The following is a 12,855-nucleotide window of genomic DNA, read 5'->3' as shown; positions in this document are numbered from 1 at the left end:
GGGGAGACCTTTGATGAGAAATGACCCGATCGCCAACCTCAACAAACAGATCATCGAGGCAGTGACGCAGGTTCGAGGTCGCGCTGAAGCATCGGGCGGTGCGGTGGTGGTCGAGACTGACGCGTATGGGACGATCACCGACCTTCGGATCTCGTCGGCTGCCATGGCTGTTGAGGGTGATCGGCTTGCGCGGGCCATAGTGCAGTGTCATCAGACGGCGCGGAGGCAGGCCGAGGTTGAGGCCAACAGGGTTTATGCGGAGTTGGCGGGGCTGTCTGATGCCTCGGTGCCGGCTTCTCGGCCCGGCGTGCGGGAGATGGAGGAGCCGGAGTGGGAGGAACCCACTCCTACTCGGATTACGCACGCTGTGTGAGACCTCCGACGCCGAGGTTCAGTTCTAGTGAGCGGAGCCGAGGCAGAGGACTGTGGGGAGGGCGATGGCGCCTGGGCGCTCGTAGGAGTAGGTGGCGATGGTGCCTGAGACGCGATCGCAGAAGGACTTGTCGGGGAGTGAGTTCAGGATCTTGTAGTCGGCGTCCGGGCTGGAGCAGTCGGCGACCTCAAGGTCGTCGGCGCCCTTCTTCTTCAGGCAGTCGCCCACTTTCGCGTTGTCCACGGTGCAGGTGGGGTCGGAACCCTTTGGGATCAAACAGAATACGACACCGGATCCCAGGGCGCCGATACCCTTCCTTGTCGCCTATACATGCCAAATGCCCCCGACCGGAGACGAATCTCGATGGGGGCCTTCGGTTTCAACTGGCCGGACTATCTGTTCCGGAAGAGGCAGAAGAGCTCTGCCGACGCCGAGGCCGAACCGGTGCCGCCGTTCTGGCAGGGCCGGTTGGCGTCCTTGGTCTCCAGGTACAGGGCGTAGTAGTAGTCGCCGGTTGCGGAATTGGGCGAGGTGATGCTGCATCGATAGCCGAGCACGTCACCGTGCCGCTGCGCTTGCCCCGCACTCTCACACGCGGCCCGGGTGGAGTAGGAGCCGGCATCCACGGTTCCGGCCTCGGCGATACCGGCGGCTAGGCCGGAGACAGCGATACCCACCAGGATGGCAATGATCTTGCGCTTCAGAGCGTTCCCTCTCATTGAGCCACACAACCGTCCGCAACCAGATCGCCAGGAGCGCTGCGCATACCGATAGTGGCGATACCGGCCACGCAGAACCACGAGGTACCGGGATCCTGCGTCAGCTGGACGTAGAACTTGTCGACCGGACCCTGGGACGGAAACCCGGGCGATGCCTTGCACCCGTAGCCCTCGAACTGATGCGCACCGGTCGCCTCGACACGATCACACGCGAAGGTCCCGCCCTGCGGATACGCGGCATCGGCGACTGCCGGGAACAAGATCCCACCCCCGACGACCGCGGCACCGGCCATGAGCCACATGCCCGGCCGCATCCCCTTGACTCTCAAATCAATTCCCTCCGATTGCAACATCCCCGCGGGAATCTCCCCAAACCCCATGTCCGGAATGTCCGATTACCCGCCGGGCGATCGTAACCGATCCCAAGACCGGCGTCACATCACGAGCAGCCAGGTGGCGAACCCAGTGCGCGCCATGTACCTGCCGGGTCGACATACTCGCAGATTGGGACAATTCGGTCATGCAATCCTGCTGCCTCACACCGCGTCCACTGCTACGCTTCGCGTCGCCCGAGTGGAGAGGAACGGATGGCTGATGACCGAATCACCAGTGGCACAACCGGATAGACCGCGCAAGCGGTCACGCCGCGTGAGCTACGTCCTGCCGGCGACGGTCGCGGCGGCGCTGGTATCCAGTGGGTGTATCGCCTCCTCCGAGCACGCAACCTCCCCCACCCTCACCCATTCCCCGATCGTGCCCTTCGGCGCCACCACAACCCGCCAACCGTCGGCAACCACTGCGCCGGCACCGACAACCACCGACCCGCTCACCACCACCCCGACCACCGAGGAAGACGAGACCGACCCCACCGACGTCGCGATCTGCGTAGACCCGGAATCCGATGTGCGCGTGGATGATGATCTCTGCGACACCGAAGAGGACACGCATTCGCGCTTCTGGCTGCATCATTCGCCGTCACTGGTCTACCCGGCCGTCGGCGCCGCCGTAGGTCTCGCCCTCGGCAGTTTCATCCGCCCCACCGCCGGGCGCATCCTCGATCGCGGCGTACCGGCCGCGGGCGGCCGGGTCCTACGCGGCGGGTTCGGCGGCCATTCCCCTGTCGGCGGCTGACACTGCCGATGGCCTTGGCGGCCTTGCGATCCCGGCCTTCTAGCTGGTGAGGCCGGCAAGGAAGGCGTCCCACTGCTGAGCAGTGACCCAGAGCTCCGGCCCCTGGCCTCGATCCTTGGTGTCGCGGACTCCAACGAGATCGTCGCCAAGGAAGACTTCGACACACTCGTTAGCCTGGGCGGACCGGCTGGACTTGAACCACTCGCCCTTCGGCGGTTTCTTGGTCACGCCGAATACTCCTTCGACATCCTCAGCACCAGATCCCTGGTGCTTTCCTCGCTCAACGCTACCGCCTGCATTCCCGATATCGCCCGCCGGTAACGATCGATCACGTCATCTCGTTCGAGATAGAGCGCTCCCTCAGCACCCTCGGCATAGACGACCGGCGGCTCGACCAATTTGCTTGCCATGGGCGGGAAGTCGAGAAGGGTGAATGATTGAACCACGAGTCCCGGGTATGTACCTACCTCGTGCCGCACCACCCGAATCGAAACATTCGGACGCTCACTGATCTCGGCAAGATGGCGCAGCTGGTCAACGAGCACACGGGTGCCACCGGGCTGGTGGAGCAGAACGGATTCAGACAGCAGCGCAACGAGATTCAGATCCTCATCCATCAGGCGCTGCTGTCGGCGGGCGGCCAACTCGAGCAGACGTTCGGTGTCGACCGCCGACATCCCGGGGACGGTGGCGTGGATGAGCGCGCGGCGATATCCCGGCGATTGCAGGATGCCCGGCATCAGCACCAACTGGTGGGACGTCATGTGCGCCGCCGCAGCTTCGAGCCGCAGATAATGATCGAAATAAGTCTTGTAGACATCACTGTATCCCTGCCACCAACCCTTGCTCCTGCCCTGCACCTTGGCCAATTTCGCTTGCCGCTTGACCACTTCCCACATCCCGAGAGCCTCGGCACGCTCTGTGGGCGTCACCCGGTAGAGGTCGAGGAGCTTCTCGATCTGCGGCGTAGAGATCTTCGACGGTAGGCCGTCCTCCAGACGCATCACAGTGGGCGGGGAGACGTCTATCTCCAGACCAGCTACGAGCAGGCTCTTCTGTGCTCGTTCACGGAGCGCATGAAGAAAGCGACCGAATCCCCTGCGGGGGATGGTAGATCCAGCCATTTCGTTACTCTCGCTATCTGGGTTGATTCGCGATGAAACGTTTCACGGAGTAATTCCATTGTATTTCACGAAATTTCATCCATGTACGTTTCACCGAAAGGAATCCAGGTGTCTACTGGGCAATAGCACCAGGCGGGGACAGCGCGCATCCTTCGTCATCACCAAATCCGCTCTCTGCGAACGCTATCGACAAGGAGTTGGTTGTAATGCCCTTGGATGCTTGCACTTTGGTTCTCGTCACGCTCACGTGCCTCCTGCTGGTGGCGGCGGTCCGCTGGGGGATCACCGACGCCGACCACCCCCGGACGCCGCTCGCGCCGAGTGACTCTCTCCTCGTCGCGGGCGGCCACCACCTCCCCCGTGTCCCCCTTCACAACCGCCACCGCGTCCACGGCCGCCACCGCGCCCGCTGACGACGTGTATTCCGCACTGTCGCACCACAGAATCGCCACCACCCGGCAACTCACCTCCCTGGAGGTGCGAGCCCTCTTGCGCCGGCACGCCAAATGCACTGCCGGTCACGGCCATACCAACCGGGACTGCAGCGCCCGCACTCAACTGCTGGGGCTGCGGGAGGACGCCGTATGGTCCTGGCCCATCCCCGCCGCCGGTCAGCCATCAGCCACCCCGGCAGCAGTACCATCCCGACCCTTCACCAGGAGCCGATCATGACCGACCCGCTCACCCACAACCCACCGGCCGACCCGCCGAAACCTCCTGTCACGCAGTTCTTCAACAGACTTCCGGCATGGCACGCCGAGCCTTCGACGCACGCACCACTGTCCGACAGCTGCATCGAACTCCTGCTGGAAGCGCATGGCGACAACTGTGAGCGGGCCGGCTGCGAGTTGCGCCGGTATCTGCAGAAGCTGCAACGGCTTGCCCACCCGGCCGACACTCACAGCACCGATGAGCGCGCGGAGATCGACGCCGCGTTCGGAGAGGATCGGCTCGATGGTTGAGTCCGGTCATGTCGTGTGCGGAAAACGGCGTGACAGCGCCGAACAGACCGCCATAGGCTGCGCCCATGGTGGACAACGCACCTGAACTCGTACGCACACCGCGGCTGATACTGCGGAAGGTCACGCCCGATGATCTGCAGGCTGTGCTGGAAATCCACGGTGACCCGAAGGCCAACCAGTTCCGACCGAGTCGAGCGCGATCAGCGGACGAGTCCCGTGAGCTGCTCGACAGCTGGCTGTGTGATTGGGCCGAACACGGTATCGGGTACTGGGCAGTCCAGGTCGTTGCTACGGGCGAGACCATCGGCTTCGGCGGGCTGCGACACACCGTGCGCGACGGAGAGCAGGTGTTGAATCTCTACTATCGCTTCCGGCCCCGTTCCTGGGGTCAGGGCTATGCCCCGGAAATGGCGACGGCGGCGATGTCGTGGGCTACGCGAACTCTGCCACACCAGCCGGTCGAGATCCTGACGACGACAGACAACACACCATCGCGGCGGGTGGCCGAAAAGTTGGGTTTCACCATCGTCCGCTCGCTCCAAAGAGACGGTTTCACCGACGTGTACATGCGCAAAGTCCAATCGGCAGCACACCCTCGTCCCGCCCACCGTGACAACGGTATTCGCGAGCCCGCACCCCGCAATTGACCATTCCCGAGCTGTAGCTTCCGGTCGCCTGTTCTGCGACTAGGCTCGGCGGACTTCGCGCAACCCGTTCTCCGGTGTCCACCATCGACAAGTCTTCCGGAGTCAAAGCAGCAGTGGCTGTTTCGAGCCGCTCGGGAAAGCGGCATAGGTGCGCCGTGTGCTTTCAGCGTTGGAATCGGAGTGAAAGTTGGCTCCGCACAAGCTGTTCGGTCGCCGACCGGCTGCTCGGCCGCTAGTGTCGAAGCTGAGTCGAGATCGAAGGGCAATCGCTATGACTGCTACCTTTCCTGTCGGGGTCGTGCTTTTCCCACCGCCGGTGCGCTCCGTCTTGGAGGCGATTACGCGTGCGGAGCAGGCGGGCGTCGGGACGGCCTGGGTGCCCTCGTGGCCGGTCGGGCCGGATGGGCTGAGCATTGTCACCGCAGCAGCGGTGCGCACCAGCAGAATCGGATTGGCCAGCGGAATCTCGATCACCTATCCCAGCCACCCCTTGGCGCGCGCGAATGAGGCACTGGTCGCGGCCGAGCTGGCGCCGGGGCGATTCCGTCTGGGCATCGGAGCGAGCCACAAGGTGCGGATCGAAGGGCAGTACGGCCTTCCGTTCGGCAAGCCGCTGGCCCATATGCGCGAGTACATCACGGTGCTACGCGGGATGCTCTGGGATGGACGGGTCGATCTGGACGGCGAGTACTACCAGGTTCACGCAGCCCTGTCACCGATGGTCACGCCGCCGCGGCCGCCGATTGTGCTGGCCGCGCTGCGAAAGAACATGCTGCGCTTGGCAGGTGAGGTCTCCGACGGAGCGATGCTTACCTTCGCCGGTCCCTCCTACATACGCTCGATCGCCCGCCCGGCACTGGAAGAGGGTGCACGGCTGGCCCAGCGTCACCGGCCACCGCTGATTGCTGCCGTGACCGTTATCCCCACCAGCGATTTCGCCACTGTGCGCCGGGCCGCGCAGGCCGGCTTCACCCACTTCTCCACGCTTCCCACGTACGGCAAGATGTTCCGGGAAGCGGGCTTTCCCCTGACCGCGCAGGGCCAGTTGAGCGATGAGCTCATTCACGAGGCCTTCGTCTACGGCGACGAGGAAACAATTCACCGGCGCCTGCTCGCCATTCACGGAGCAGGCGCCGACGAAATCGCGGTCAGCATTCAGCCGCTGGGCGATCCCGCCCGCGAAGAAGTCGCCGTTCTGGAGATCCTCGCCAAACTCTCCCTCTAGTTGTCGAAACACCCTCTGCACCACACGATCCGCCCAGCGTGCCCCTCACACCGGACCCGCAGCGGGCTGGGTTGACGCCGCACACGCCACCAGTCAGGTGATCGAGCCCGGGGTCGATATCCACTGGGTGGGTTGGCCGGTCACACCGGCGACGGTTTCGAAGTCATGGTCGTAGTGGAGGATGGTCAGGTTGCTCGCGGCAGCGGTCACAGCGACCATGAGGTCGACAACGCCTGCGCTGCGGTGCTGACCTCGTTCGGTGAGCGACTGCTGGATGCGGTGGGCACGGACCCATACGTCGTCCGGCATGACTACCCACCTGAATAGTTCGGCCAGGAGCTCCTTTTTCCGAAGGCGATCCGCCAATGAGGTTGCACTGAAGAGTAATTCGAGCTCGACGGCGTCACAAACGGCAACGACTCCCGCGGTTACGGGCTCGTGCCATGCCTTCCGGATGGACGGATTGGTGAGCAGTCGCACTGCGGCGGAGGTGTCCATCAGGTACTCGATCATGAGCGGTAGTCGCCCTTCTCGAGCAGGATGTCGAAGTCACCCCGCTCCCCCATCTCGGCTAGCTCAGCCAGCGCCTTGGCGCGCTTGATTCGCTTCGCAACCTCGACCAGAGCCGCGTTCACGGTGTCCTTCTTGGTGGTGGTGCCCAGCAGGCGCTGCGCCTCGGCAAGCGCTTCGTCGTCGACATCGCGCACCATGGAGACGCCGAAGGCCCCCACCGGGACGGATCTCGGTGGGGGCCTTCGGGTTTGGTGTTGTTCAGCTCACAAGGAGCCTGGACTCACCAGGACGACTTGTGGACGCCCGGGAGTTCGCCGCGGTGGGCCATCTCGCGCAGGCAGACACGGCAGAGGCCGAACTTGCGGTAGACGGCGTGCGGGCGGCCGCAGCGCTGGCAACGGGTGTAGGCCCGCACCGCGAACTTCGGCTTGGCGTTGGCCTTGTTGATCAGAGCCTTCTTAGCCATGTGCTCAGTTCTCCTTGAACGGGAAGCCGAGGTGCTTCAGCAGCGCGCGGCCTTCTTCGTTGTTGGTCGCGGTGGTCACGACAGTGATGTCCATACCCCGCGGACGGTCGATACGGTCCACGTCGATCTCGTGGAACATCGACTGCTCCGAGAGGCCGAACGTGTAGTTGCCGTGGCCGTCGAACTGCTTCGGCGACAGACCGCGGAAGTCGCGGATACGCGGCAGCGCGATGGAGATCAGGCGATCCAGGAACTCCCACATGCGGTCGCCGCGCAGGGTGACCTTCGCGCCGATCGGCATGCCCTCACGCAGCTTGAACTGCGCGATGGACTTGGTGGCCTTGCGGATCTCGGGCTTCTGGCCGGTGATCAGGGTGAGGTCGGCGACCGCACCGTTGATCAGCTTCGCGTCACGGGCGGCGTCGCCGACACCCATGTTCACGACGACCTTCACGACGCCCGGGATCTGCATCACGTTGGCGTAGTTGAACTCGCTGTTCAGGGCCGGCTTGATTTCCTCGCGGTAGCGGGTCTTCAGGCGCGGCTGCACCTTGTTCTCAGTAGAAGTCATCTCAGATGTCCTTCCCGTTGCGACGGGAGATGCGGACCCGCTTGCCGTTCTCGTCGGTGCGGTAGCCCACGCGGGTCGGCTTGCCGTCGGAGTCGACGACCATCACGTTGGAGGCCTGGATAGCGGCTTCCTGAGTGACGATGCCGCCCGAGCTGGCGCCACGCTGGTTCGCGGAGTTCGCGACGTGCTTCTTGATCCGGTTCACGCCCTCGACCAGGACCTTGCCGGTCGCCGGGAAGGCCTGAATGACCTTGCCCTTGGCGCCCTTGTCCTTACCCGAGATGACGATGACCGTGTCGCCCTTGTGCACCTTCATAAGTCAGAGCACCTCCGGAGCCAGCGAAACGATCTTCATGAACTTCTTCTCACGCAGCTCACGGCCGACCGGGCCGAAGATGCGGGTGCCGCGCGGATCGTTGTCCGCCTTGATCAGCACCGCGGCGTTCTCGTCGAACTTGATGTACGAGCCATCCGGACGACGGCGCTCCTTGACGGTGCGCACGACGACGGCCTTGACGACCTCGCCCTTCTTGACGTTGCCACCCGGGATGGCGTCCTTGACAGTGGCGACGATGATGTCACCGATGCCGGCATAGCGACGCGACGAACCACCGAGAACGCGAATGCAAAGGATTTCCTTGGCACCCGTGTTGTCGGCGACGCGCAGTCGCGACTCCTGCTGAATCACTTCAGCTCCTCCTAGACCTGGACGAAATGCACGCCGGATTGCCGACCCGACGGGCATGGTCAGTTGCCCCTCAAACGCGCGCCTGCCAGCGGTAATACGAGATCAGACGATGCTCAACCACTGTGGGTTCGCGGCCGAAGTGCGGGCATAGCTCCCGCAGGCAACCGGTCCAGTGTAGCCAAGCCCCCAGGTGGCGCCCAAATCGGGGCCGGGCACGGGACAAATGGGGCAGGCGCGAAGAGTGAGGTTTGGGTAGTCTCGCCCCGGAACCCTCTAGCAAATTGATAGCAATTAGAGAGGACCCGAGTGACCTTGCCCGGCCGTTCCGCCGATTTCAGTCTCTCCCGTCGTTCCGTTCTCCTCGCCCTCGGGCTGGCTCCGGCCGCCGCGTGGGTCGCGTCCTGTAGTAAGGACAGCTCCTCGTCCGGCTCGAAGCCGTTGACCGGGCCGGACATGTCCGGAGCCGATCCCGGCATCCGAGCGCAGGACGATCTGTATCGCAGCGTCAACGGCAGCTGGCTGCGCACCTATCAACTGCCCGCCGACCGGGTCTCGTTCGGCACCTTCGACGAGGTCAACGACCGCGTCGAGGACCAGTTGCGGGCCATTGTGGAAGGTATCTCCGGCCCGAAGCCGGGGAGTCCCGAACAGCAGATCCGGGATCTGTACGACGCCTGGATGGACAGCGCCGCCATCGATCAGCTCGGCATCACACCACTGCAGGACTTGTTCGCGCGCATCGACGCCGCGCCCGGCAAGCCGGAGTTGGCCAAGGTGATGGGCGGGCTGCCGGTCGCCGCGCTGCTGAGCATCTCCGTCACCGCCGACTCGAAGAAGTCGACCGCCACCATCGCCTCGGTGGGGCAGACCGGAATCGGGTTGCCGGAGCAGTATTTCCGCAAGCCCGAGTTCGCCGACAAGCTGTCCGGATATCACGGATATCTGGTGCAGGCCGCCGGTGCCGCCGGGCTCGCGGACCCGAACGGGATGGCGCAGCGGGTGCTGGATCTGCAGACCCGGATGGCGTCGGGGTTCTGGGACAACGTGCGCATGCGCGATCCGGAGGCCACCTACAACAAGTTGCGGTGGAACGAATTGGTGGCGCTGGCGCCGCAATTCGATTGGGAGCCGTGGCTGGCGGGCGTCACCGGCCGGCCGCACAATCTGTTCGATTCGGTGATCGTGGAGCAGCCGTCGTATGTCACGCATGCCGGGCAGTTGTGGCAGGACACCGATGTCGCGGTGTGGCGTGAATACCTGAAACTATCGCTGGTGCAGCAGTTCTCGCAGTATCTCGCGAAGCCGGTGTACGACGCGTATTTCGACTTCTTCGTGAAGACCATGCAGGGTGTGCAGCAGCCGCGGGAACGCTGGCGCGACGGCTTGGACGTGGTGACCGGCACGGTGGGCGAGCAGCTCGGCAAGCTGTATGTGGCGCAGCATTTCTCGCCCGATGCGAAGAAGCAGGCACTGGAGATGGTGGCCGATCTGATGGCCGCCTACCGTGACGATTTCCACAATTCCAGCTGGATGTCGCAGCCCACCAAGGATGCCGCGCTGGTGAAGCTGGAGAAGATCACCACCAAGATCGGCTACCCGGACAAGTGGCAGGACTACTCCGGGCTCACCGTCACGCGCGGCAAGCTGGTGGAATCGCTGATCGCGGCCCACAACTTCCAGTCCGCGCGCGAATTCGACAAGCTCGGCAAGCCGGTCGACAAGTCCGAATGGGATATGGCGCCGCAGACCGTGAACGCCTACTACAACCCGGTCAACAATGAGATCGTCTTCCCGGCCGCCTTCCTGCAACCGCCGTTCTTCGATCCGGCGGCGCAGGCCGCGGTGAATTACGCCGCGGTGGGTGCGGTGATCGGGCACGAGATCGGGCACGGTTTCGACGATCAGGGTTCGCAGTACGACGGGGACGGGAATCTGCGCGATTGGTGGACGCCGGAGGATCGCGCCGCCTTCACGGCGCGCACCGACAAGGTTGTCGCGCAATACGATGCGCTGGTCCCGGAGGGCTTGACGCCCGAGCAGCATGTGAACGGCAAGCTGACGCTCGGCGAGAATGTGGCCGATATCCACGGCTTGCAGATGGCGCTCGCCGCGTATGCCATTGCCGAACAGCGCAGGAGCACGGCGAAACCGGATTTCACGCCCATGTTCGAGGCGTGGGCACGCACCTGGCGGACCAAGGCCACCACGGAGTACGTGCAGATGCAGATCTCCGAGGATCCGCATTCGCCCGCCGAGTTCCGGGCGAATCAGGTGGTGCGGAATCTGCCCGAGTTCTACCTCACCTACCAGGTCAAGGAGGGCGACAAGATGTATCTGCCGGAGGACCAGCGTGTCGTTTTCTGAGTTCGAATTGGATCGCAGGCGTTTCCTCGCGGCGCTGGGCCTGGTGCCGGCGGCGGCCGCGCTGGCGGCCTGCACCAAGGATTCGACGACCAACAAGAATGCGTCGGAACCCCTTGCGGGCCCGGATATGTCGGGTTCGGATCCGGCGGTGCGGCCGCAGGACGATCTGTATCGCTTCGTGAACGGCAAGTGGCTGCAGGAGTATCAGCTGCCGCCGGACAAGGTGTCGTTCGGCACCTTCAACGAGGTGGGCGATCGGGTCGAGCAGCAGCTGCGGGAGATCATCCAGGGCATCAAGGACCCGAAGGCGGGCAGCGATGGTCAGCTGATCCGCGATCTGTACGACGCGCGGCTGAACCTGGGCGATATCGAGCAGCTCGGTATGACGCCGCTGCAGGAGCTGTTCACCGCGATCGATGCCGCCGCGGCGAAACCCGAGCTGGCCAAGGTGATGGGCGGGCTGCCGGTCGGCGGGCCGATCGGGCTGGGCGTCACCGTGGATCGCAAGAATTCCAGCGCCCATGTGGCGGCGGTCGGACAGTCGGGCATCGGGCTGGCCGAGCAGTACTATCGCAAGCCCGAACTGGCGGAAAAGCTTTCGGCATACCGGACCTTCATGGAGAAGATCGCCGCGGGCGCCGGATTCCCCGATCCGGCCGGAATGGCCGGGCGGGTGGTGGATCTGGAGACGCGTATTGCGGCCGGTTTCTGGGACAAGGTGAAGCTGCGCAATACCGAGGCCACCTATAACCGCATGTCCTGGACCGAGATGACCGCGCTGGCGCCGCAATTCGATTGGGCGCCATGGCTGGCCGGGAATACCGATCGACCGGCGAGCCTGTTCGACACGGTGATCGTGGGTGAGCCGTCGTTCGTGACCGCCGCCGGGCAGCTGTGGCAGGACGTGGAACTGGGTGAGTGGAAGGACTATCTGAAGCTCTCGCTGGTGCGCTCGTTCGCGAAGTACCTGCCGAAGACCATTGCCGATGCCAATTTCGAGTTCTTCGGCACGGTGATGAGCGGGCTGCAGCAACGGCCGGAGCTGTGGAAGTCGGCGGTCGCGACGGTATCCGACACGCTGGGTGACGAGCTCGGAAAACTGTACGTGGACAAGTATTTCCCGCCGGAGGCCAAGCAGCGGGCGCTGGATATGGTGGCCGATCTGGTGGCCGCCTACAAGGCCAATTTCACCGCTTCCACCTGGATGTCGCAGCCCACCAAGGATGCGGCGCTGGTGAAGCTGGCCAAGATGACGGTGAAGATCGGGTATCCGGACAAGTGGGAGGACAACTCGGGCTTGCAGATCACCCGCGGGCAGTTGATCCGATCGCTGCTCGCCGTCGACACCTTCGCTTCGAAGAAGATGTTCGCGAAGCTGGGTGAGCCGGTCGACAAGACCGAGTGGGGCATGTCGCCGCAGACCGTGAATGCGTACTACCAGGCGGTCAATAATGAGATCGTGTTCCCGGCCGCCTTCCTGCAGCCGCCGTTCTTCGATGCCGAAGCCGAGGAGGCCGTGAATTACGGTGCGGGTGGCGCGGTCATCGGGCACGAGATCGGGCACGGCTTCGACGATCAGGGTTCCAAGTACGACGCGGACGGCAATCTGAAGGATTGGTGGACGCCGGAGGATCGGGCCAAGTTCGACGCTCTCACGCAGAAGCTGGTGGACCAGTACAACGTGCTGGTACCCGCGGGTCTGCCGCCGGATCAGCATGTGGACGGTCAGCTCACGCTCGGCGAGAACGTGGCCGACAATCGCGGGTTGCAGATGGCCTTCGCCGCCTACCGGATTCAGCAGCAGCGCAAGAACGTCGCCAATCCCGACTATCGGCCGATGTTCGAGGCGTGGGGCCGGAATTGGCGTTCCAAGGCCACCACCCAGTACACCGAGAATCTGCTGGCCAATGATGTCCACTCCCCCAATGAATTCCGCGCCAATCAAGTGGTGCGGAATCAGGCGGAGTATTACGCCACCTTCGGTGTGAAGGAGGGCGACAAGCTGTTCCTGCCGGAGGATCAGCGCGTCACCTTCTGAGCCGCCCGCATCCCACTGCGGCCCGACAGCATCG

Annotated in this window: 19 protein-coding genes; 8 read left to right on the top strand and 11 right to left on the bottom strand. The window is 64.0% G+C overall.

All coding sequences use genetic code 11. The features are described 5' to 3' along the window. Window positions 1–13 precede the first annotated feature (13 nt). A complete protein-coding gene (locus ACIP5Y_RS43070) occupies window positions 14–373 on the top strand; it encodes a YbaB/EbfC family nucleoid-associated protein (RefSeq protein ID WP_400359215.1) in 360 nt (119 codons plus the stop codon). Between the two features lie 24 nt (window positions 374–397). Here ACIP5Y_RS43070 and ACIP5Y_RS43065 read toward each other — a convergent pair whose 3' ends face one another. The 3 genes from ACIP5Y_RS43065 to ACIP5Y_RS43055 form a co-directional block, all read right to left on the bottom strand. Continuing rightward, on the bottom strand, window positions 398–649 hold the full coding sequence (locus ACIP5Y_RS43065) for a hypothetical protein (protein WP_400359213.1): 252 nt from the start codon (window positions 647–649) through the stop codon (window positions 398–400). A gap of 116 nt (window positions 650–765) precedes the next feature. Beyond that, window positions 766–1,092 carry a hypothetical protein gene (locus tag ACIP5Y_RS43060; RefSeq protein ID WP_400359211.1) on the bottom strand — a complete coding sequence of 109 codons (327 nt, stop codon included), beginning with the start codon at window positions 1,090–1,092 and terminating at the stop codon, window positions 766–768. Continuing rightward, window positions 1,089–1,421 (bottom strand): hypothetical protein, encoded by a 333-nt coding sequence (locus ACIP5Y_RS43055; RefSeq protein WP_400359209.1) that lies wholly within the window; start codon window positions 1,419–1,421, stop codon window positions 1,089–1,091. Before ACIP5Y_RS43055 ends, ACIP5Y_RS43060 begins: the two co-directional genes overlap by 4 nt. A 265-nt stretch (window positions 1,422–1,686) precedes the next feature. Here ACIP5Y_RS43055 and ACIP5Y_RS43050 point away from each other — a divergent pair, with 265 nt between their 5' ends. Then, window positions 1,687–2,223 (top strand): hypothetical protein, encoded by a 537-nt coding sequence (locus ACIP5Y_RS43050; protein WP_400359207.1) that lies wholly within the window; start codon window positions 1,687–1,689, stop codon window positions 2,221–2,223. Window positions 2,224–2,262: 39 nt separating this feature from the next. Here the strand turns inward: ACIP5Y_RS43050 and ACIP5Y_RS43045 are convergent, their stop codons facing one another. Both ACIP5Y_RS43045 and ACIP5Y_RS43040 read right to left on the bottom strand, forming a co-directional pair. After that, window positions 2,263–2,451, bottom strand: coding sequence for a DUF397 domain-containing protein (locus tag ACIP5Y_RS43045; RefSeq protein ID WP_400359205.1), 189 nt, complete (start codon window positions 2,449–2,451; stop codon window positions 2,263–2,265). Then, window positions 2,448–3,347 carry a helix-turn-helix domain-containing protein gene (locus ACIP5Y_RS43040; RefSeq protein WP_400359203.1) on the bottom strand — a complete coding sequence of 300 codons (900 nt, stop codon included), beginning with the start codon at window positions 3,345–3,347 and terminating at the stop codon, window positions 2,448–2,450. Before ACIP5Y_RS43040 ends, ACIP5Y_RS43045 begins: the two co-directional genes overlap by 4 nt. Before the next feature lie 206 nt (window positions 3,348–3,553). Between ACIP5Y_RS43040 and ACIP5Y_RS43035 the strand changes: the two genes are divergently transcribed. The 4 genes from ACIP5Y_RS43035 (at window position 3,554) to ACIP5Y_RS43020 (ending at window position 6,181) form a co-directional block, all read left to right on the top strand. Beyond that, window positions 3,554–3,760, top strand: a complete 207-nt coding sequence (locus ACIP5Y_RS43035) for a hypothetical protein (protein ID WP_400359202.1) — start codon at window positions 3,554–3,556, stop codon at window positions 3,758–3,760. 171 nt (window positions 3,761–3,931) lie between these two features. Further along, a complete protein-coding gene (locus tag ACIP5Y_RS43030) occupies window positions 3,932–4,309 on the top strand; it encodes a hypothetical protein (protein ID WP_400359200.1) in 378 nt (125 codons plus the stop codon). A gap of 65 nt (window positions 4,310–4,374) precedes the next feature. Beyond that, on the top strand, window positions 4,375–4,956 hold the full coding sequence (locus tag ACIP5Y_RS43025) for a GNAT family N-acetyltransferase (protein WP_400359198.1): 582 nt from the start codon (window positions 4,375–4,377) through the stop codon (window positions 4,954–4,956). 271 nt (window positions 4,957–5,227) lie between these two features. Continuing rightward, complete coding sequence (locus tag ACIP5Y_RS43020; protein ID WP_400359787.1) at window positions 5,228–6,181, top strand: LLM class flavin-dependent oxidoreductase; 954 nt, start codon at window positions 5,228–5,230, stop codon at window positions 6,179–6,181. 93 nt (window positions 6,182–6,274) lie between these two features. Here ACIP5Y_RS43020 and ACIP5Y_RS43015 read toward each other — a convergent pair whose 3' ends face one another. From ACIP5Y_RS43015 to rplN, 6 genes are all read right to left on the bottom strand, one after another. Continuing rightward, complete coding sequence (locus ACIP5Y_RS43015; protein WP_400359785.1) at window positions 6,275–6,679, bottom strand: PIN domain nuclease; 405 nt, start codon at window positions 6,677–6,679, stop codon at window positions 6,275–6,277. Window positions 6,680–6,690: 11 nt separating this feature from the next. Then, entirely contained in the window at window positions 6,691–6,891 is a 201-nt protein-coding gene (locus ACIP5Y_RS43010) for a type II toxin-antitoxin system VapB family antitoxin (RefSeq protein WP_400359196.1), read from the bottom strand. Between the two features lie 83 nt (window positions 6,892–6,974). Beyond that, window positions 6,975–7,160 carry a type Z 30S ribosomal protein S14 gene (locus ACIP5Y_RS43005; protein WP_029923637.1) on the bottom strand — a complete coding sequence of 62 codons (186 nt, stop codon included), beginning with the start codon at window positions 7,158–7,160 and terminating at the stop codon, window positions 6,975–6,977. 4 nt (window positions 7,161–7,164) lie between these two features. Next, window positions 7,165–7,731 (bottom strand): 50S ribosomal protein L5, encoded by a 567-nt coding sequence (rplE, locus tag ACIP5Y_RS43000; protein ID WP_400359194.1) that lies wholly within the window; start codon window positions 7,729–7,731, stop codon window positions 7,165–7,167. Window position 7,732: 1 nt separating this feature from the next. Then, complete coding sequence (gene rplX / locus ACIP5Y_RS42995; RefSeq protein WP_400359193.1) at window positions 7,733–8,047, bottom strand: 50S ribosomal protein L24; 315 nt, start codon at window positions 8,045–8,047, stop codon at window positions 7,733–7,735. Window positions 8,048–8,050: 3 nt separating this feature from the next. Beyond that, complete coding sequence (gene rplN / locus ACIP5Y_RS42990) at window positions 8,051–8,419, bottom strand: 50S ribosomal protein L14 (RefSeq protein ID WP_400359192.1); 369 nt, start codon at window positions 8,417–8,419, stop codon at window positions 8,051–8,053. Between the two features lie 306 nt (window positions 8,420–8,725). Here rplN and ACIP5Y_RS42985 point away from each other — a divergent pair, with 306 nt between their 5' ends. Both ACIP5Y_RS42985 and ACIP5Y_RS42980 read left to right on the top strand, forming a co-directional pair. Continuing rightward, window positions 8,726–10,783: a M13 family metallopeptidase gene (locus ACIP5Y_RS42985; protein ID WP_400359191.1), complete on the top strand. Its 2,058-nt coding sequence runs from the start codon at window positions 8,726–8,728 to the stop codon at window positions 10,781–10,783. After that, window positions 10,770–12,821, top strand: coding sequence for a M13 family metallopeptidase (locus ACIP5Y_RS42980; protein ID WP_400359190.1), 2,052 nt, complete (start codon window positions 10,770–10,772; stop codon window positions 12,819–12,821). The genes ACIP5Y_RS42985 and ACIP5Y_RS42980 overlap by 14 nt, the downstream gene beginning before the upstream one ends. Window positions 12,822–12,855: the final 34 nt, after the last annotated feature.

This window comes from Nocardia sp. NPDC088792 (assembly GCF_044750615.1).
GTDB lineage: Bacteria > Actinomycetota > Actinomycetes > Mycobacteriales > Mycobacteriaceae > Nocardia.
The sequence above is the reverse complement of the archived record's forward strand: the minus strand, read 5'-3'. Positions and strand labels throughout refer to the sequence as shown.

Excerpts from the sequence above, each read along its gene's own strand:
- rplX (WP_400359193.1), bottom strand. The coding sequence starts at position 8,047 with ATGAAGGTGCACAAGGGCGACACGGTCATCGTCATCTCGGGTAAGGAC.
- ACIP5Y_RS43025 (WP_400359198.1), top strand. The coding sequence starts at position 4,375 with ATGGTGGACAACGCACCTGAACTCGTACGCACACCGCGGCTGATACTG.
- ACIP5Y_RS43005 (WP_029923637.1), bottom strand. The coding sequence starts at position 7,160 with ATGGCTAAGAAGGCTCTGATCAACAAGGCCAACGCCAAGCCGAAGTTC.
- ACIP5Y_RS43060 (WP_400359211.1), bottom strand. The coding sequence starts at position 1,092 with ATGAGAGGGAACGCTCTGAAGCGCAAGATCATTGCCATCCTGGTGGGT.
- rplE (WP_400359194.1), bottom strand. The coding sequence starts at position 7,731 with ATGACTTCTACTGAGAACAAGGTGCAGCCGCGCCTGAAGACCCGCTAC.
- ACIP5Y_RS43070 (WP_400359215.1), top strand. The coding sequence starts at position 14 with ATGAGAAATGACCCGATCGCCAACCTCAACAAACAGATCATCGAGGCA.
- ACIP5Y_RS43050 (WP_400359207.1), top strand. The coding sequence starts at position 1,687 with ATGACCGAATCACCAGTGGCACAACCGGATAGACCGCGCAAGCGGTCA.
- ACIP5Y_RS43030 (WP_400359200.1), top strand. The coding sequence starts at position 3,932 with ATGGTCCTGGCCCATCCCCGCCGCCGGTCAGCCATCAGCCACCCCGGC.
- ACIP5Y_RS43015 (WP_400359785.1), bottom strand. The coding sequence starts at position 6,679 with ATGGACACCTCCGCCGCAGTGCGACTGCTCACCAATCCGTCCATCCGG.
- ACIP5Y_RS43020 (WP_400359787.1), top strand. The coding sequence starts at position 5,228 with ATGACTGCTACCTTTCCTGTCGGGGTCGTGCTTTTCCCACCGCCGGTG.
- ACIP5Y_RS43010 (WP_400359196.1), bottom strand. The coding sequence starts at position 6,891 with ATGGTGCGCGATGTCGACGACGAAGCGCTTGCCGAGGCGCAGCGCCTG.
- ACIP5Y_RS43035 (WP_400359202.1), top strand. The coding sequence starts at position 3,554 with ATGCCCTTGGATGCTTGCACTTTGGTTCTCGTCACGCTCACGTGCCTC.
- ACIP5Y_RS43040 (WP_400359203.1), bottom strand. The coding sequence starts at position 3,347 with ATGGCTGGATCTACCATCCCCCGCAGGGGATTCGGTCGCTTTCTTCAT.